This is a genomic window from Neisseria sp. HMSC078C12 (assembly GCF_001838065.1).
Taxonomy (GTDB): domain Bacteria; phylum Pseudomonadota; class Gammaproteobacteria; order Burkholderiales; family Neisseriaceae; genus Neisseria.
In genome coordinates this window covers 118137-136832 of sequence record NZ_KV835621.1, presented here as the reverse complement: position 1 = coordinate 136832, position 18696 = coordinate 118137, and the positions used below count along the sequence as shown (strand labels likewise).

The window sequence follows — 18696 nt, the reverse complement described above, 5'->3', positions numbered from 1 at the left end:
CTGTTTTAACAGGGTTTTTATTTTATAAAAAACTCCAACAACCTTTCTACACTCTCCAAATATACAAAAAACACAAAACAAAGGCCGTCTGAATTGCTCTTTCAGACGGCCTTTTTTATGTTTTCTATTTATCCAATACGTTGAAGGACAATTTCTAGGACAAATTTACTGCCCACATAGGCAAAAATCAGACTGACAAATCCGACAATAGTCCAAACGGCGGCTTTTTTGCCGCGCCATGCGGTCATGCTGTGTTTCAACAATAATGCGCCATAAATCAGCCACGACATAATACTGAAGATGGTTTTATGCGTGAAGGTCATCGGCTTGCCGAAAATAGTTTCTGCAAAAAACGTACCGCTGATTACAGAATAGGTCAATAAAACGAAACCTGCCCACATACCTTGAAACATAAGTTTTTCCAAACTCAATAATGGCGGCAAGAAGCTAACCAATGCGGAAAAACGGCGTTTGTGCAGATTGCGGTCGAGCAAAAGGATCAGGATGGCAAATAAGGTAACGATGCCAAATAGTCCGTATGCTAGCAATGATGATGCGATGTGCGACAGCGGCAATAAGTCTACGATTTGACGACCTGAAAAATCCCCTGGGAAGAGGAAACCCAATAATAAGGTCAATGCGGCGCAGGGATACAATAAGAGTTGCACTCCGCGCAGACAATAAAAGAAGCTGCCCAAGCAGTACATCATCAGCATCAGCCAGACTATCAGACTGAGCGAATAGCCGAAACCGGTAATCAATACCCTATCCTGCAATACTGGAAACATCAATGCTGCGCCATGTACCAATAATGCGCCGCTCAAAATCAGCAGCTCGGTTTTCAGCGGGTAAGACTTATTATTGTGCTTTTTATGTTGCAACCAGGAAAATGCGCCCAATCCGGCATACACCAGCATCAGGCAGATTAAGACAATCGGCATAAATATCTTTCTCAATAGACATGTGAACACTAGACGGACAGCCGGCAGGGTTTCAGACGGCCTTGGTGTGCGTGTTTGTGTTCTTGAAGCATAACTTCGGACTATCGTGTAAAATAATCCGAATTTTATTTTAACAAAGAATGCCCTGTATTGGGCAGCTATTCTCATTATCAAGGATAAGTATGTTAGACAACCTGACCAACCGCTTCAGCAAGGTACTTAAAAATATTCGCGGCCAATCAACGCTGACCGAAGACAATATTAAAGAAGCCTTGCGCGAGGTTCGTCTTGCCCTGCTGGAAGCCGACGTTGCATTGCCCGTCGTTAAAGAATTCGTCAACACAGTCAAAGAACAGGCCCTTGGCCAAGAAGTCGTCGGCAGCCTAACGCCTGACCAAGCCTTTATCGGCGTGGTCAACCAAGCCTTAGTCGAACTGATGGGCAAGGAAAACAAAACACTGGATTTGTCGGTTTCACCGCCTGCCATCGTTTTAATGGCCGGTTTGCAGGGTGCCGGTAAGACAACAACCGTCGGCAAACTCGCCCGCCTGCTGAAAAACGATCAGAAGAAAAAAGTTTTGGTGGTATCCGCCGACGTTTACCGCCCTGCCGCGATTGAACAGCTGCGCCTGTTGGCCGAACAGGTCGGCGTGGACTTTTTCCCATCCGATACCAACCAAAAACCGGTTGAGATTGCAACTGCCGCCGTCGATTACGCCAAAAAACATTTTTACGATGTCTTGATGGTCGATACCGCCGGCCGTTTGGCAATCGATGAAGAGATGATGAACGAAATCAAAGCGCTTCATACGGCGGTCAACCCGGTTGAAACTTTGTTCGTTATCGATGCCATGTTGGGTCAGGATGCGGTGAACACTGCTCAGGCATTTAATGAAGCCCTGCCGCTGACCGGTGTCGTATTGACCAAGATGGACGGCGACTCGCGCGGCGGTGCGGCATTGTCCGTACGCCATGTAACCGGCAAACCGATTAAATTTATCGGTGTCGGCGAAAAAATCAACGGCCTCGAACCTTTCCACCCCGACCGTCTTGCCAGCCGTATCCTCGGCATGGGCGACGTATTGACCCTGATTGAAGACGTTCAAAAAGGTATTGATGAAGAAGCCGCCGCCAAAATGGCGAAAAAGCTGCAAAAAGGCAAAGGCTTCGACCTCAACGACTTTAAAGAGCAAATCCAACAGATGCGCAATATGGGCGGCTTGGAAAACCTAATGTCAAAAATGCCTGGCGAACTGGGTCAAATATCGAAACAAATCCCCGAAGGCACGGCTGAAAAAGCGATGGGCAAAGTAGAAGCCATCATCAACTCGATGACTCCAAAAGAACGCGCCAACCCTGCCCTGCTCAAAGCCAGCCGCAAACGCCGTATTGCAATGGGCGCGGGTACGACCGTGCAGGAAGTGAATAAATTGCTCAAACAGTTTGAACAAATGCAACAAATGATGAAGATGTTCAGTGGCAACGGTTTGGGCAAACTGATGCGTTTGGCCAAAGGCATGAAGGGAATGAAAGGCATGTTCCCAGGTTTGTAAGCTAATTTTACAGAAAACGCCGTCTGAAAAGTTTCAGACGGCGTTTTTATTTTTACTCTAGCAAGAATTACTATTCACATATAACTATGAAATCTATTCCTTTTAAGAATTTTCATAGCGTATCGTTGCCTCTTCCAGCATTTCCCATTGGCCACCACTACCATGGTAGGTTTCGGCACCAAGCCTGAAAACGGCATTGCAGTGCGTACATTGAAAATAATGCACCACGAAATCGTTCCAACCATATATGTCACGATTACCCTGAGAATCTGTATGGGTAATGTAACCGCTGTTAGCGATGGTTTTGGCAACATCAAGGCTGGGACCATAAACTTTGTCGTAGGCTGGAGTAATATCGATAAGCGTGCCGTCTGCTAAACGATCAGAGGCTCGCAGTAACATTTGCGATAATTCTTTCGGAACCCTGATACGAACGGTAGGTCGCAGGTCAGAACAGTAATCACACATGGCTTAGATCTTTCAGTAAAGTAAAGGAAAAAAGATAAGAGACGCGAGACCTTTACTCATTCAACCTTCAACTTATTGCGGCTTTTTCTGCTCTTCGCGTACTTTGTCCACCAACTGGTCAATTGTGGTCATGCCGGACTGCCAGTCTTTAAATTCGACTTGGTATTTGCCGCCGACGATCACGGTCGGTGTGCCGCTGATTTGGAATTTATTGGTCAATTCTTCCATTTGAGCCGCACGCGCTTGGCTTTCGGGCGCTTCAAATGCAGCCAATACTTTTTTACCGTCAAACGCGGTTTGCTCGGACAACCATTTTTTCAGGGTATCGGTATCGGCCAAGTTAATTTTTTGGTTAACCATCGCATCGAAAATATGGCTGTTGGCTTTATCTGATTCACCGGCCATTTCCACTGCGGCCGCCAAACGTGCCAAAGGTTTCATTTCATCACCCCAAACGACATGCTCCCGGCGCATATAGGTATCGTCTTTAAACGTTTTGATGTGCTCGCTCAAAACCGGCTCAAGATGGGCGCAATGCGGGCAGAAGTAGCCGAAGAATTCCAATACTTCGATTTTGCCGGCCTGCTGTTGCGGAATCGGATTGGACAATACGGTGTAATTGACACCTTCGGTCAATGCGGCAGGGGCTGCCGGAGCGGATGTGTTGCTTTGGGCGCTGTCTGCCGGAACGCTGGTTTCCGCCTGTTTGCCGCAAGCGGCCAATGCCAACAGGGTCAATGAAGTCAAAGCTAAGGTTTTCAGTTTCATAGGTATCTCTTTACATTCAAATCAATGGGCGGATTTTATGGCATTTTGTTGGAGGTGTGTTCGATTTGAGTGAAAAAATGTGTTTAGTTTTATTTCAACCTTTATAAAAGGCCGTCTGAAATATGGCTTAGATCATAGCCTTATTTTCAGACGGCCTTTGCCTGATTTCATCAGAAACGGTAATTTACCCGGGCAGTATAGCCGCGCGGATTACCCGGCATGGCATCCGAACGCCAATATTTTTGATTGAACAGATTGCCGACGGCGAAAGTGAGGTTCAGGTTTTTGCGGTTCCAGCCGAGCATGGCGTCGGTTCGGACGAAGCCGGGAAGCGTGGTGACTTCTTTGTTTCTTGAATCGTAGCCGTAGCGTTTGCCCGTACCGGTTACGCCGATTTCGCCGTAGAGGTTTTCGGTCGGCGTGTAACGGAAGAACAGGTTGCCAGTAACGTTGCTGGTGTTGTCCAAATGGATGCCCAAGCGGTCGGGATTTTCTTTGTCTTCAACGACTTTCGCCTGCATCACGCCCAACGAACCGCGCAGGTAGAGTTTTTTGGGGATGATTTGTCCGATGGCGGACAGTTCCACACCGCGCGAACGGTGTTTGCCGCCGACAGCCCAAGTGTAGGGATCATTTTGCGCGTCGGGGCGGTAGCGGATATTGAAGCGTTCGATTTGGTAGGCAGACAACGTAGTGCTGAGGCGGTCGTCCAGCCAACTGCTTTTAACGCCGGTTTCGTATTGGCGGGTGTACTCGGGGTCGGCGTTGAACACGGCGGCAGACGAAGTGTCGATACTCAAATAGCCGCCGCGTCCGCCATAAGGCGCGAAGCCTTTGTTATACGAGGCGTAAAGTGTGTGGACTGGGTTGATGTTCCACACTGCGCCGATGTTGGGGCTGAACGAGTGGCCGCTGTACTGGCGGCTGCTGCCGGTAAGTTTGTTTTCGGAATTAAAGGTGTATTTGTCGTAACGGCCGCCGAGGACGAATTTCAAGTCGGGCGTGGCTGAGAAGATGTTTTGCACGAAAATGCCGTAGGAGTCGGCTTTGTGGCGGTTTTGGGTGAGGACGGGTTGCAGCCTGCCCGAAGCCGGCCAGCTTGCGCGGTCGTAGGGGTTGATGGAGGCGGAAAAGGCTCGGCTGTAACCCAATGTCGGGTTGCGGTTTTCGCGGCTGTAATCCAGGCCTACGGTCAGATGATTTTCAAAACGTCCGATGGTGTAGTCGCCGTTGAGCGTGAAGTTGGACGACAGGATTTTGTTGTCGGTCTGCTGCCAGGCGTAGTTGCGGCGGATAAGGTTGCCGTTTTCGCTGCCTGCATAGAAATGGTCGAAATCCTGCGCCGCCGTGCGGTGGGCGAGCTGCCATTGGGCGCGCCATTTGTCGTTGAAGGCGTATTCAAGGTCGGAACGCCAAACTTGCAGCTTGTCTTTCACAAAATCGTTCGGGTGGGCAAAACCCATGCGATAAGGCAGTCCGAAGCGGTCGTACACGGACTTGTTCGGGCTGCGGTCAGGTGTGCGCTCCACATTGTCGTAGGTGTATTGCCCCGTCCATTTCAAGCCGTTGTCGAGTTTGACGGTAATACTGGGCGAAACCATGACGTTTTTGCTGTCTATGCCGCTACGGAACGAATTGGCGCGCCCAACTTCGCCGGTGAGGCGGATGGCGACGTTTTTGTTCAGCACTTCGTTAATGTCCATATTCAGGCTGCGGTTTGCCCACGAGCCGTAAACCGCACCGATATTGCGGCTTTGTTTGAAGTTGGCGTATTTGCTGACCATGTTGATGACGCCACCGCCGTTGGTGCGCCCGTAAAGCACGGAGGACGGGCCTTTCAGGATTTCCACGCGCTCGATGTTGGCGGTGCTGCGGCGCACTTGTCCGCTTTCGCGCACGCCGTCGCGGTAAATATCGGATGCATCGGCTTGGAAGCCGCGCAGGAAAATGCTTTCGCCGCGCATATCGTAGGCAGCGTCAATACCGGCGTTGCCTTCGAGGATGGAACTCAAATCGTTCGTGCCGTAATTTTTGTTTTTCTGGATATTGAGCGTATCAACGGTTTGCGGCGTTTCCTTAATAAGCTGGCCGTTGCGGGTAACGGCAGCTTCGTCGTAGTTGATGTAGCCTTTGAGTACACTGGTATCTGACTGTCCGACCACGGAAACGGTGGGCAGGGTGGCGGTGTAATGTTCACCATTATCCTGCGTATCGGCGGCAGTAACAGGGAAAGAAGCGATAATCAGCGTGGGTAATAAAGCCAAATGAAATGGTATTTGCATTTTTATACTCAATTTAACAAAACAACCGAATTATATTGCTTCATAAAAGAAATGAGAATAGTTTCTTTTAATTATATTTAACATGATATTTGCAAACAAAGGCCGTCTGAAACACATATCGGTTTCGGACGGCCTTCGTTTATTAATATTAATAGATACTGCTACACTACTTACTCAACAGCATTTCCTGCATCAGCTTCATGCCCCATTGCCAGCCGCCGAGTGCGCCGTTTAACCGGCCGGAATGCGGCGATTGAAGCAGGCGCGCCTGCCAGCGGTCGGCCTGTTCTTGCGCCCAATCGCGTGGCGTACCGTTTGTTTCGGCGATGATCAACGCCGTACGACAAGGGCAACGGACGCGTTGGAACGTATGGATTTCGTCTTCGGGAAAAGCCTCGGGACGCGGCGAGACCAAAATAATATTGGTCAGGCGTTTTTGCGTCAGGATGTCGGCTTGGTACAGCCATGCCAAAAATGCAGACACACCAACACCATGAGCCACGACGGCAATATTTCTACTGACGATATGCTCAAAGGCCGTCTGAATGGCGTGTTGCCATTCGGAAACGGTTTGCCGACTATCGGCTTCGGCGGTTTGAACAATCGGATAGCTGACCGCCCAGCGGTCTATCCACATTTCCGCTTCATCCGCATCGCGTATCAGAAACAGTGCCATTTCTTCGAGTTCGAAGCTCTGCATTTCAGACGGCCTATTTGAGCAAGTCGTTGAGTGTAAATGCGATCAACAAGGCGGCTGGCACGCTGAGAATGGCACAAGTCGCCAGACACAGTACGATGTTGGCAATCAGCCGCCAACCCTTCCAAGCAAAGCATTTGGCCGCAATCAGCAGGCAAGGCAATGAAAACAGCAGCCACACCAACGCCCAAGTCGGATTGGCCTTGGTCGGCGCAACCCAGCCGGACATCCGCGCCAGCATAAATATTGCCCACACCAGCATAGGCAGCACAAATGCCGCCACAACCCAAACCGCACCTACGCCGGTTTTACTGTTTATATTCCAGTCGTACTTACCAAAAAACTTATTCGGCAACATAGTCATACTCCACAACTAAAGGGGCGTGATCCGAGAATTTTTCATCTTTATAAACATGTGCGGAAACGGCTTTGGCGGCCAGCTCCGGCGTAACCATCTGATAATCGATGCGCCACCCGACATCTTTCGCATACGCTTGTCCGCGATTGCTCCACCAGGTATAGCCCGGTACATCGGGATAAAGCGTGCGCCACATATCCGTCCAGCCGAGCTTGTGGATGACTTTGCCTATCCATTCGCGCTCTTCAGGCAGGAAGCCCGAATTTTTCTGATTGCCCTTCCAGTTTTTCAAGTCGATATTTTGGTGGGCAATATTCCAGTCGCCGCAGACAACGATGTCGCGTCCTTCGTTCTTCATGGCTTCGAGCATGGGATAGAACGCGTCCAAAAAGCGGTATTTCACTTGTTGGCGCTCTTCCGCGCTGCTGCCGCTGGGCAGATACAGCGAAATTACCGACAACTTGCCGAAATCGCAACGGACAAAACGGCCTTCCCTGTCAAATTCTTCAATGCCCATGCCGATTTGCACATTGTCGGGTTTGCGTTTGCTGTACACCGCCACGCCGCTGTAACCGCGCTTTTCGGCGCAATGCCAGTAGCCGTGCATACCGTGCGGATTTTTCATATCGTCCGACAGATCGGCTTCTTGAGCTTTCAGTTCCTGCACGCAGACAATGTCCGCGCCCGATGCGGCGATGTATTCGTAAAAACCTTTTTTATAGGCGGAGCGGATGCCGTTGACGTTGGCAGAGATAATTTTCAACATAAGATTTGAGTGATGTTTAAAAACGGATGATAGGATTGAAGTTTTCAGACGGCCTGCAAATCATAAACAAATACTTTGGAATTGCGGCCGTTGGCATTGTATTCCTGCCGGCGTTCGGCAGGCAGGTCATCGGCCGAGGCCGTCTGAAAGCCCCGTTCGACAAACCATTCGCCCGTGTGCGTGGATAAGGCGAAAAGCGTTTTGATATTTAAGGCGCGCGCTTTTTGGAATAAATGTTCTAACAGCAATTCGCCGTAGCCGCCGTCGCGCGCTTCGGGCGACACCACCAGGCAGGCCAATTCGCCGCAGTCCGGCTCGGCAAAGGTTTTCAACGCCACGCAGCCGTAAATGTTTTGATCGTGTTCCAATACGGAAAAACTGGAAATATGGTTTTCCAAATACTCGCGGCTGCGGTGTAACAAGATGCCTTGTTCCGCCAACGGACGGATTAAGGCGATGATGTGCGGAATGTCGTCGCTGCGTGCCTGACGGATGGAAACAAACGGCTCACGGGCAATAGATGTACCGCTGCCCTCGCGGGTAAACAGCTCGCGCAACAGGCTGCCGTCTTCGCGGCCGTTGAGAATCTGCACCCGCGATACGCCGTTTTCCAGTGCGCACACTGCCGCATGGAGCAAATCAACCGGCACATCGGGATTGTCGCGCACCAACTCCTGCACTTCGCCGACAGACAACGTATTGGCCAACGAGCCGTCAGCGCGGCGGATACCCGCTTCTTCGGTCAGGAAAACCAGCTTCTCCGCCTGCAAAGCCATGGCCACTTCCTGCGCGGTTTCACACATACTCAGATTGAAGGTTTTGCCGCTGTACGAATGCCCCAAAGGGCTGATCAGCACCACCGCGCCGCCATCCAAACGCAAACGGATTTCTTCCGCGTCGATTTTGCGGACGGTACCGGTATAGCCCATGTCCACGCCGTCGATAACGCCCAACGGACGGGCGGTAATAAAGTTGCCGCACGCAATAACCGGCGGCTTGCTCCGTTGCTGCGCAGATACGCTGCTGAACAAAGCTGCTTCGACATCGCTGCGGATAATCCCCGCCACCTGCTTCACTTCCATCAGGGTCGCTTCATCGGTAATCCGTCGGCTGCCGCTGTATTTCGGAACAAAATTCCGACCCGAAGCCAATTTGTCGAGCAAATGCCGCGAACCGTGCACCAAGACCAAACGCAAGCCCAAGCTGGCCAACAGGTTCAAATCTGCGGCCAAACGGATCAGGGTTTCGCCTTCCAACAGGCTATCGGTCACGCCGACCACCATGGTTTTGCCGCGCAAATATTGGATATAGGGCGCGGCTTCGCGAAAGCTGGCGACAAAATGGGCGATATTACTCATAGCAGGGCAAGATAAAAGAGTTGCATAATCAAAACCGTCAGCGCAATCAACGATGCCAACGTCCAGTTGAACCCGTCCTTGCGCGTTTTGACCGCCGCTTGCTCTTCCGCCTTGGGCTCTTCCTTGAGCGCGCTGTTGAGCAAATCGGAAATTTCTTTGCGCGAGAGTTTGGAATGCTTGAGGATTTGCGCGCCGATGTTATGCACGAGGCGCACATCCGTTACCGCCACAGGCAGATGGGCCGGATCGGCCGGCAGGTTGCCCGACAGATAATCCTTGGCCTTAAACATCCCCGAACAACGCGTGCAGACCACGAAACCCTGCGCCACGTTCAACTGGGCATCTTTCACCCAATGCGGTGTTTTACAATGAGGACAAGAACAAGCAGGCATGAGTATTTTCCGTAAGTGTATTGAATCAAAAATATATTTTAGCCAATGTTTCAGGCCGTCTGAAACAGTTTTCAGACGACCTGAGCATGATGTTATGGTTTAAACCGCGCCGTAACGTTCGCGATAGGCTTTGACCGGCTCGAAGAAGCCGCCAAATTCGGCATTGTTTTGCAAGAGCGTGAACAAGTCGTTCAGGTTGGCAATCGAAACCACCGGCAGGCCGTATTGTTTTTCGACTTCCTGCACCGCCGACAATTCGCCCGTGCCTTTTTCCATGCGGTCGAGCGCAATGGCCACTGCGGCAGGCGTTGCGCCTTCGGCCTCAATCAGTTTGACCGACTCGCGCACGGATGTACCGGCGGAAATCACATCATCGATAATCAGCACGCGGCCTTTCAAAGGCGCGCCTACCAACACACCGCCTTCGCCGTGGTCTTTGGCTTCTTTGCGGTTGTAGGCAAACGGTACGTTTACGCCTTTTTCCGCCAACATCATCGCTGTTGCCGCCGCCAAAATAATGCCTTTGTAGGCTGGGCCGAACAGCATATCGAACTTCACGCCGCTGGCAATAATGGCTTCGGCGTAAAACTTCGCCAGCTGCAAAGTCGATGCGCCGTCATTGAACAAACCGGCATTGAAAAAATAAGGCGACTGACGGCCGGCCTTGGTCGTAAATTCGCCGAATTTCAACACGTTTTGTGCCAAAGCGAATTTGAGGAAGTCTTGACGGAAATCGGACATTTGGGTTCTCCCGAAAGATGTTGATTTATCAAAGAAACGATTATAAAGGATTCATGCGGAAAAATCAGGCCGTCTGAAAAACGGGTTCGCCCCGCTTTTAACCGACAAGGCGGCATTACCGTCTTATCCCGGCAATCAAAACGGATTATTCCCGATGATACGGATGATTGTGCAAAATCGAAACGGCACGATAAAGCTGCTCGGTCAGCAAAACGCGCACCATGCCGTGCGGCAGGGTCAGGCTGGAAAGACGCATCATCATGTTTGCCTGCTGTTTCAAACGGTCGGTCATGCCGTCTGCGCCGCCGATAATAAAGCAGACGTGTTCGCCGTTTTGCTGCCAGCTTTTCAAATGTTGCGCCAATTCGACCGAAGTCGGCGCTTTGCCGCGCTCGTCCAATACCACCAAAAATGCGCCCTGCGGGATGGCTTCCAGCAGGCGTTTTTCTTCAGCCGCCATGCCCTGAGCCGCATTCACACCCGCGCCGCGTTTTTCCGGCTTGATTTCTTTCAGCGCATAATTGACATCGCGCCCGAAGCGTTTGGCGTACTCGCCGACGGCTTCATCGACCCAACGCGGCATTTTCGTGCCGACAGCCAAGACGGTGATATTCATGGGGTATCCTTTTACTATCGAATTGTCGGTTGGGCATTATGGTCAAGCAAGTTCTCAACCTTTTCAAACCATGAGCCAATGCCCACGCAACCGACTGAAAATAAAAGGCCGTCTGAAAGCCGAATGTATCCCGTTCGGCTGTTTCAGACGGCCTTTCAATGATTAGCAGTGAACCAGCGTACCTTCGTTTTCGCCGGTTACCACGCGTTTGAGCGAGCCTTCTTTAGCAATGCCGAAGACCACGATATTGAGTTTGCGTTCGCGGCAGAGGGCGAAGGCGGTGGCATCCATCACTTTGAGGTTTTTCAACAAGGCTTCGTCAAAAGTAATGGTTTCGTAACGTGTTGCAGATGGATCTTTTTTCGGGTCTGCGGTGTACACGCCGTCCACGTTGGTGGCTTTGAGCATCACGTCGCAGTTCATTTCCGCACCGCGCAATGCAGCGGCAGTGTCGGTCGTGAAGAATGGGTTACCAGTACCGGCGGCGAAAATCACGACTTTGCCTTCTTCCAAATATTGAATGGCTTTAGGACGGGCGTAAGTTTCAGCGATTTGCTGCATAGACAGTGCGGATTGTACGCGCGCTTTGATGCCCAAGGTTTCAAATGCGTCTTTGAGTGCCAAGGCGTTCATCACAGTTGCCATCATGCCCATGTAGTCGGCAGTGGCGCGGTCCATGCTGCCTGCTTGTGCAGATACGCCGCGGAAAATGTTACCGCCGCCGACAACGATACCGACTTGCACGCCCATTCTCACGATTTCGGCAATTTCGCCGACAGTTTGAACGATGGTATCGTGATTGATGCCGAATGGATCAGAGCCCATCAGGGATTCGCCGGAGAGTTTCAGTAATACGCGTTTGTATTTGATTTGCTGTGTCATGGGATACCTTGCTTTCTTGAATGTCGTCGGTCGGGGGTCGGGCCGTCTGAATTTTCAAACGGTCGGAATATTAATGATAGAGTGTGTCGGTTTATTATTGTTTTGGTTTTCAGACGGCCTGAATATTCAGCCGTCTTAAATTAGGTACCGTAAACGGTTTTCTCAAAAAAAAGCACCCTGATTCGTTTGGAATCTAGGTGCTTTCTTTTTCATAAGTGCCTTACACTTTAGCAGCGGCAGCAACTTCGGCCGCGTAGTCAACAACGGCTTTCTCGATACCGTCGCCTACTTTGTAGCGTACGAAGCTGATTACTTCAGTGCCGTTTTCTTTGGCGAATTGGGCAACAGTTTGGTCAGGGTTCATCACGAATGCTTGGCCGTTCAGAGTGATTTCAGCCAAGAATTTGCGGATACGGCCTTCAACCATTTTAGCGGCGATTTCGGCAGGTTTGCCGGAAGCAATGGCTTGCTCGGTGTAGATGTGGCGTTCTTTTTCGATGGTTTCAGCATCCACTTCGGCTTCGGATACGCATTGAGGTTTGGCGGCAACGATGTGCATACCGATTTTGCGTGCTACGTCTTCAGAGCCTTTGTACTCAACCAATACGCCTTCGGTAGCCAAAGCACCGTGGATGTAGGCAACCAGTTGGTTGGCAGTGTCAATCACTTGGAAACGGCGAACAGACATGTTCTCGCCCAATTTAGCGATGATGGCTTTACGTTCTGCTTCAACCAGTTCGCTCAGTTTTTCAACGGTAGCCGGTTTTTTCTCGGCAGCAGTTTTCGCAACGAAGTTGGCAAATTCTACGAAGCCCGCGTCTTTGGCAACGAAGTCGGTTTCGCAGTTTACTTCAACCAATGCACCGACATTGCCGTTGATCGCGTAAGCCAATACGCCTTCGGCAGCAGTACGGCCGGCCAGTTTACCGGCTTTCGCACCGGATTTAATACGCAGGATTTCTTCGGCTTTGTCGAAGTTGCCTTCAGCTTCAACCAAGGCTTTTTTGCATTCCATCATGCCCAGGCCGGTAGCGGCGCGCAGGTCGGCAACCATTTTTGCAGTAATTTCTGCCATTTTGAATCTCCTAGATTTTTGGGAACACGGCCATTTGCCGTGTTTGGAAATAGTGGCCGTCTGAAACGGATTTCAGAACGGGATTTGAGAAAAGGGGCATAACGCCCCTCTTCCGTGTACCGAATTACTCGGCAGCAGCTTCTTGGGCAGCGGCTACAGTTTCTTGCAGCGCTTGGTTTTTGCCTTCCAAAACTGCGTCGGCGATGCCGCGGCAGTACAGGCGGATGGCTTTGGCGGAGTCATCGTTACCAGGGATAACGTATTTCACGCCGTCAGGGCTGTTGTTGGTATCGACTACGGCGATAACAGGGATGCCCAGTTTTTCAGCCTCAACCAGAGTACCTTTTTGGTAGCCGGTATCGATAACGAAAATCGCGTCAGGCAGGCCTTTCATGTTTTTGATACCGCCCAAAGAACGTTCCAGTTTTTCAACGTCGCGTTGCATTTCCAGAATTTCTTTTTTGTTGAAACCGCCTTCAGCAGCGTTTTCCAGAGCAGCAGTTTTTTCTTCCAGGCGTTTGATGGATTGCTTAACGGTTTTGTAGTTGGTCAGCATACCGCCCAACCAACGGTGATCAACGAAAGGCATACCGGCACGGGTAGCTTCTTCGCGGATGATGTCGCGGGCTTGGCGTTTGGTACCTACGAACAATACTGTACCTTTATTGGCAACCAGACGGCGTACGGCTTCTTGCGCCTCTTGGAACATCGGCAGGGTTTTTTCCAAGTTTACAATATGGATTTTGTTGCGCGCACCGAAAATGTATTGGGCCATTTTCGGGTTCCAGAAACGGGTTTGGTGACCGAAGTGAACACCGGCTTCAATCATCTGACGCATAGTAATTTGAGACATGTTATTTCCTTGAAAGGGTTAAAGAGCACACATTCAATCGCATAGAACTTGATAGGCGGCGCCTATTGTCAAGCACCCTTCGGCGAAAGTGGGCATAAGTTTTAAAAAAATAAAAGCGTGTTTCCGAAATGGAAAACTGACGGATTATAGCGGATAAGAGGCCGTCTGAAAAGGGATTTTATACCTTCCCGTCCTGTTTTTCATCTGCCTGTACCGCCTTTTGGCGGGCCGCTTCAAACTCCGCCTGCTCCTGCCGTTTCATCAGGCGGTTGCGGCGACGGATGGTCACGACAAAGACCGTAAACACAGTGGGCAACACTGCCCAAAAAACCAAATAAATCAACGCGCGCGCAATACTCGGCTGCGCGGCGGAAAACATCACGGCAACAAAAAGATAGCCGATGGCGACAATGTGCCACATCGTGTGCGTCCTGTTTGAATGTTAACAAAATCGTTATAATCGCAACATTCTACCGCAATCCCGAAAGGCCGTCTGAAAATGAGGAATCCCGAAAAATCGGCACTACGCAAACAGTTCCGCCGCGCACGCGCCCAAATGAGCGCCGACGAGCGTAACGCCGCCACCGAAACCATCAACCGCCTGCTCAAGCCCTACATCAAAAAAGGACGGAAAATCGGCGTGTATTGGCCGATGGGCAAGGAATTGCGATTGGACGGCTTTGTCCGTGCCGCACAAAAACGCGGCGCAAAACTCTACCTGCCCTATATCGAACCGAACACGCGGCGGATGTGGTTCACCCCCTACCCTGCCGACGGCGCCAAACAAGAACGCAAACGCGGCCGCGCCAAATTGCATGTCCCCCAATTCACCGGCAAAAAAATCCGCGTCCACCAACTCAGCCTATTGCTGGTCCCCATCGTCGGCATCGACAAACGCGGCTACCGCCTCGGACAGGCCGGTGGCTATTACGACGCCACCCTCTCCGCCATGAAATACCGCCTGCAAACCCAAACCCTGGGCGTAGGCTTCGGCTGCCAACTGACCGACACCCTGCCGACCGAACCCCACGACCTGCCGCTGGACGGGTTTGTATCGGAGTCGGGCGTGCTGATGTTCAAACATCATTAATCAATAGCTTTCAGAAGACCTCAGAGATGCCGTCCGTTAAGACACTATAAAAGGTCGTCTGAAAACTCAAACTATCAAATACAAAGGAAACCTCCATGACTGATTTTTCATCCACTCCCGTTTTATCCTTCGACCGCGTCCGTCTCGAACCTTTAACAACGGCACACGAAGCCGGTTTGCGCGAAGCAGTTTGCGACGGCGAAGTTTGGAAGCTGAACGTAACCACCGCGCCCGAACCCCACCAAGTAGCTGACTATATCCGCACCGCCATACAAACCCGCCTCGCCTTTGCCGTCATCGACGAAGACACGGGAAAAATTGTCGGCTCAACTTCGCTTTACCACATCGACCCCGCCATCCCACGCCTCTACATCGGTTTCACATGGTATGCCCTGTCGGCACAGCGCACGCACATCAATACCGCCTGCAAAATCATGTTGCTCGACTACGTTTTCGACACTTTAAACTGCCGTTGCGTCTGCTGGCAGACCGACAACCTCAATACCGCCTCCCAACGCGCCATCGAACGCTTGGGTGCACACCAAGACGGCATCTTGCGCTGCCACAAGCTGCGGAAAGACGGCAGCGTGCGCGATACGGTTGAATACAGCCTGCTGCGTGAGGAATGGCCGCAGGCAAGGGTAAAACTGCTCGAAAAAGCGGCAGCTTATGACGCGTCCTGAAAAAACGTTTTCTTCTTCATTTTTTCATCAGAATACGCCCATCTTGCTGACAATCCGAACTCTTTAAAAAATTAATGAAATAAGGTGCAACACCATCAATCCCCTGATAAATAAAGGCCGTCTGAAAGTTTCAGACGGCCTTTATTCGGATTAAACCTTACTTGGCATCTTTAAACCCGCGTTTCAAATGCACCATCAGCAACGCCACCGCCGCAGGGGTTACGCCGGAAATTCGGCTTGCCTGTCCGACGGTTTCGGGTTTGTGCTGGTTGAGCTTTTGCTGCACTTCGGCGGATAAACCTTTGACTTTGCTGTAATCGATGTCGTCGGGCAGCTTTAAGGTTTCGATGTCGCGGCGGCTGTCGATTTCTTCGTTTTGGCGGTCGATATAGCCTTGGTATTTGACTTGGATTTCGACTTGTTCGACCACGCTGTCGGCAAGTGCGGTTTCAGGTTGTGCGTCGGGCAGGGTCATCAGCGCGGCGTAGTCGAGGTTCGGGCGGCGCAGGAGGTCGTGCAGGTTGGCTTCGCGGCTGAGTTTCTGGCCGAATACGCGCAGCTGCTCTTCTTCGGCGAGTTTTTGCGGCGTGTACCACGTTGTTTTCAAACGTTGGATTTCGCGTTCGATGGCTTCGCGTTTTTCGTTGAACATGCGCCATTGTTCTTCACCCACCAAGCCGATTTTGTAGCCGTCTTCGGTCAGGCGCATGTCGGCGTTGTCTTCCCTGAGTTGCAGGCGGTATTCGGCGCGGCTGGTGAACATGCGGTAAGGCTCATTCACGCCTTTGGTAATGAGGTCGTCCACCAATACGCCGAGATAGGCTTGTTCGCGGCGCAGCAGGAGCGGGTCTTGTTCGCGGATGTATTGCACGGCGTTCGCACCTGCGAGCAGGCCTTGTGCGGCGGCTTCTTCGTAGCCGGTCGTGCCGTTGATTTGTCCGGCGAAGAAGAGGCCTTGGATGGTTTTGGTTTCGAGGCTGGCTTTGAGGTTGCGCGGGTCGAAGTAGTCGTATTCGATGGCGTAACCGGGGCGCAGGATATGGGCGTTTTCAAGGCCTTTCATGCTGCGCACGAGGGCGATTTGGATATCGAACGGCAGGCTGGTGGAGATACCGTTTGGATAGTATTCGTGCGTGGTCAGGCCTTCGGGTTCGAGGAAAATCTGGTGGCTGTCTTTGTCGGCGAAGCGGTTGATTTTGTCTTCGATAGACGGGCAATAACGCGGACCCACGCCTTCGATTTTGCCGGTAAACATCGGGCTGCGGTCGAAACCTGAGCGGATGATGTCGTGGGTTTGCGTGTTGGTATGCGTAATCCAGCAGGACACTTGGCGCGGGTGCATATCGGCGCTGCCGCGTACGGACATTACGGGAACGGGTGTGTCGCCGGGCTGTTCGGTGAGCTGGGAGAAGTCAATCGTGCGTCCGTCGATGCGCGGCGGCGTGCCGGTTTTCAGACGGCCTTGAGGCAGGTTCAATTCGCGCAAACGGCCGCCCAAGGATTTGGCGGCGGGGTCGCCGGCGCGGCCGCCTTCGTAGTTTTCCAAACCGATGTGGATTTTGCCGGACAAAAACGTGCCGGCGGTCAATACAACGGCGCGTGCTTTAAACTCCACGCCCATCGCGGTAACCACGCCGCTGATGCGGTCGCCGTCGAGCGTTACGTCGTCAACCGACTGCTGGAAGAGGTCGAGATTTTCTTGGTTTTCCAACATTTCGCGGATGGCGGCTTTATACAAAATGCGGTCCGCCTGCGCGCGCGTGGCACGAACCGCCGCGCCTTTGCTGGCGTTCAGGCGGCGGAACTGGATGCCGGATTTGTCGGTGGCCAACGCCATCGCGCCGCCCAATGCGTCGAGTTCGCGCACGAGATGGCCTTTGCCGATACCGCCGATGGAGGGGTTGCACGACATTTGGCCGAGGGTTTCGATGTTATGTGAGAGCAGCAGGGTTTGCGCCCCCATGCGTGCGGCGGCAAGCGCGGCTTCGGTACCAGCATGGCCGCCACCGACGACAATCACGTCGTAGGTTTTGGGGTAAATCATGTAAGTCATTTTTATGTGTTCTGTAAAGGTTTCAGACGGCCTTTTGTTGATCAGGCCGTCTGAAAAGTGGAATCAAATCTTAAAAAACCAAGCTTAGAAGGTATAGCCTGTTTCCAATTCGTCATCGCCGACCAATTCGACCAGCAATGCATACAGCGGCGCCAAATCGTTGTAACGGCGGGATACGCGGCGCAGGTAATTCAAGAAGCGCGGGATTTCCGGGCGGTATTTGTCTTTACCGTCGCGGTAGTACAGGCGGGCAAAAATACCGGCCACTTTCAAATGGCGTTGTACGCCCATCCATTCAAACCAGCGGTAGAACTCATCAAACTCGGCAGGCACGGGCAACTCGGCAGCGCGTGCTTTTTCCCAGTAACGGATGACCAAATCCAATACAAATTCTTCTTCCCATTCGATAAACGCATCGCGCAACAGCGACACCAAATCATAGGAAATCGGGCCATAAAGCGCATCTTGGAAGTCCAATACGCCCGGGCGGCCTTTCGCCAGCATCAGATTGCGGACGATAAAGTCGCGGTGGACATACACTTTGGGCTGCGCCAATAGGGGCGGCAGCAGCGTATCGACGGTTTGCTGCCACAACTGGCGTTGCTTGAAGGTCAGCTCGCGGCCCAATTCTTTGGCCACAAACCATTCGGGGAACAAATTAATCTCACGCAGCATGACTTCGCGGTCGTATTCTGGCAGTTTGCCGGGCTGGCTGGCTTTTTGCAGCTCGATCAGTTCGTCGATGGCTTCGAGCAGCAGGGCTTTGTGGGCGGTTTCGCTGTTTTCCTGATTCATGGCGGTCAGGAATGTGGTGTTGCCCAAATCGTTCAACACCATAAAGCCCAACGCTTCATCCACATGAAGCACTTGCGGCACATTGACCATGTTAAACAGTTTTTGCACTTTCAAATACGGCGCAACACTCATCTTCTCAGGAGGCGCGTCCATACAGATGACGGTTTGGCCGTCTGAAAACGTCGCGCGGAAATAACGGCGGAAGTCGGCATCGGCTGCCGCAAAGCTCAATTCGAACGGCTGGTTCGGGTAAACAGACTCCAGCCAGTTTTGTAATTCGGTTTGTCGTTGCATAGCGGTATCGCAGAATTTCAGGTTACAATAA

The 18696-nt window shown here is 51.8% G+C and carries 20 protein-coding genes; 3 read left to right on the top strand and 17 right to left on the bottom strand.

Translation table 11 applies throughout. The annotated features are described in order from the left end of the window. Window positions 1-128: 128 nt before the first annotated feature. On the bottom strand, window positions 129-941 hold the full coding sequence (ccsA, locus tag HMPREF2596_RS10260) for a cytochrome C assembly family protein (RefSeq protein ID WP_070461213.1): 813 nt from the start codon (window positions 939-941) through the stop codon (window positions 129-131). Between the two features lie 182 nt (window positions 942-1123). Here ccsA and ffh point away from each other — a divergent pair, with 182 nt between their 5' ends. Further along, the gene (ffh, locus tag HMPREF2596_RS10255) at window positions 1124-2494 is read left to right on the top strand and encodes a signal recognition particle protein (RefSeq protein ID WP_070645238.1); all 1371 of its coding nucleotides are present in this window, start codon (window positions 1124-1126) and stop codon (window positions 2492-2494) included. A gap of 102 nt (window positions 2495-2596) precedes the next feature. On the opposite strand, the gene HMPREF2596_RS10250 is transcribed toward ffh, so the two are convergent. The 14 genes from HMPREF2596_RS10250 to HMPREF2596_RS10185 form a co-directional block, all read right to left on the bottom strand. After that, window positions 2597-2896 carry a hypothetical protein gene (locus tag HMPREF2596_RS10250; RefSeq protein WP_004520276.1) on the bottom strand — a complete coding sequence of 100 codons (300 nt, stop codon included), beginning with the start codon at window positions 2894-2896 and terminating at the stop codon, window positions 2597-2599. A 138-nt stretch (window positions 2897-3034) separates the two neighbouring features. Beyond that, on the bottom strand, window positions 3035-3730 hold the full coding sequence (locus HMPREF2596_RS10245; RefSeq protein WP_003749428.1) for a thiol:disulfide interchange protein DsbA/DsbL: 696 nt from the start codon (window positions 3728-3730) through the stop codon (window positions 3035-3037). Between the two features lie 170 nt (window positions 3731-3900). Beyond that, window positions 3901-6012: a TonB-dependent receptor gene (locus HMPREF2596_RS10240; protein WP_070850957.1), complete on the bottom strand. Its 2112-nt coding sequence runs from the start codon at window positions 6010-6012 to the stop codon at window positions 3901-3903. A gap of 166 nt (window positions 6013-6178) precedes the next feature. Then, the gene (locus HMPREF2596_RS10235) at window positions 6179-6712 is read right to left on the bottom strand and encodes an alpha/beta hydrolase (RefSeq protein ID WP_070850956.1); all 534 of its coding nucleotides are present in this window, start codon (window positions 6710-6712) and stop codon (window positions 6179-6181) included. 10 nt (window positions 6713-6722) lie between these two features. Then, window positions 6723-7067, bottom strand: coding sequence for a hypothetical protein (locus HMPREF2596_RS10230; protein ID WP_003749424.1), 345 nt, complete (start codon window positions 7065-7067; stop codon window positions 6723-6725). Continuing rightward, entirely contained in the window at window positions 7054-7833 is a 780-nt protein-coding gene (locus HMPREF2596_RS10225) for an exodeoxyribonuclease III (RefSeq protein WP_003684015.1), read from the bottom strand. Before HMPREF2596_RS10225 ends, HMPREF2596_RS10230 begins: the two co-directional genes overlap by 14 nt. A 44-nt stretch (window positions 7834-7877) precedes the next feature. Further along, the gene (gene argA / locus HMPREF2596_RS10220; protein WP_070850955.1) at window positions 7878-9191 is read right to left on the bottom strand and encodes an amino-acid N-acetyltransferase; all 1314 of its coding nucleotides are present in this window, start codon (window positions 9189-9191) and stop codon (window positions 7878-7880) included. Further along, entirely contained in the window at window positions 9188-9583 is a 396-nt protein-coding gene (locus HMPREF2596_RS10215; protein ID WP_039862294.1) for an MJ0042-type zinc finger domain-containing protein, read from the bottom strand. The genes argA and HMPREF2596_RS10215 overlap by 4 nt, the downstream gene beginning before the upstream one ends. Before the next feature lie 99 nt (window positions 9584-9682). Then, on the bottom strand, window positions 9683-10324 hold the full coding sequence (gene pyrE / locus HMPREF2596_RS10210; RefSeq protein WP_003682682.1) for an orotate phosphoribosyltransferase: 642 nt from the start codon (window positions 10322-10324) through the stop codon (window positions 9683-9685). A gap of 145 nt (window positions 10325-10469) precedes the next feature. Beyond that, window positions 10470-10940 carry a 23S rRNA (pseudouridine(1915)-N(3))-methyltransferase RlmH gene (gene rlmH / locus HMPREF2596_RS10205; RefSeq protein ID WP_036493712.1) on the bottom strand — a complete coding sequence of 157 codons (471 nt, stop codon included), beginning with the start codon at window positions 10938-10940 and terminating at the stop codon, window positions 10470-10472. 162 nt (window positions 10941-11102) lie between these two features. Next, a complete protein-coding gene (gene pyrH, locus HMPREF2596_RS10200; protein WP_003708812.1) occupies window positions 11103-11822 on the bottom strand; it encodes a UMP kinase in 720 nt (239 codons plus the stop codon). Window positions 11823-12042: 220 nt separating this feature from the next. After that, a complete protein-coding gene (tsf, locus tag HMPREF2596_RS10195) occupies window positions 12043-12897 on the bottom strand; it encodes a translation elongation factor Ts (protein ID WP_049348536.1) in 855 nt (284 codons plus the stop codon). Window positions 12898-13021: 124 nt separating this feature from the next. Continuing rightward, window positions 13022-13750 carry a 30S ribosomal protein S2 gene (gene rpsB / locus HMPREF2596_RS10190; RefSeq protein ID WP_002258397.1) on the bottom strand — a complete coding sequence of 243 codons (729 nt, stop codon included), beginning with the start codon at window positions 13748-13750 and terminating at the stop codon, window positions 13022-13024. Window positions 13751-13928: 178 nt separating this feature from the next. Continuing rightward, the gene (locus HMPREF2596_RS10185) at window positions 13929-14171 is read right to left on the bottom strand and encodes a hypothetical protein (protein WP_063076190.1); all 243 of its coding nucleotides are present in this window, start codon (window positions 14169-14171) and stop codon (window positions 13929-13931) included. Window positions 14172-14249: 78 nt separating this feature from the next. Between HMPREF2596_RS10185 and HMPREF2596_RS10180 the strand changes: the two genes are divergently transcribed. Continuing rightward, complete coding sequence (locus tag HMPREF2596_RS10180; protein ID WP_070850954.1) at window positions 14250-14840, top strand: 5-formyltetrahydrofolate cyclo-ligase; 591 nt, start codon at window positions 14250-14252, stop codon at window positions 14838-14840. Window positions 14841-14935: 95 nt separating this feature from the next. After that, complete coding sequence (locus HMPREF2596_RS10175; protein WP_049336865.1) at window positions 14936-15523, top strand: GNAT family N-acetyltransferase; 588 nt, start codon at window positions 14936-14938, stop codon at window positions 15521-15523. 157 nt (window positions 15524-15680) lie between these two features. On the opposite strand, the gene mnmG is transcribed toward HMPREF2596_RS10175, so the two are convergent. Together mnmG and amgK are read right to left on the bottom strand one after the other, a co-directional pair. After that, a complete protein-coding gene (mnmG, locus tag HMPREF2596_RS10170) occupies window positions 15681-17576 on the bottom strand; it encodes a tRNA uridine-5-carboxymethylaminomethyl(34) synthesis enzyme MnmG (protein ID WP_070850953.1) in 1896 nt (631 codons plus the stop codon). A gap of 84 nt (window positions 17577-17660) precedes the next feature. Next, window positions 17661-18665: an N-acetylmuramate/N-acetylglucosamine kinase AmgK gene (amgK, locus tag HMPREF2596_RS10165; RefSeq protein ID WP_003749406.1), complete on the bottom strand. Its 1005-nt coding sequence runs from the start codon at window positions 18663-18665 to the stop codon at window positions 17661-17663. Window positions 18666-18696: the final 31 nt, after the last annotated feature.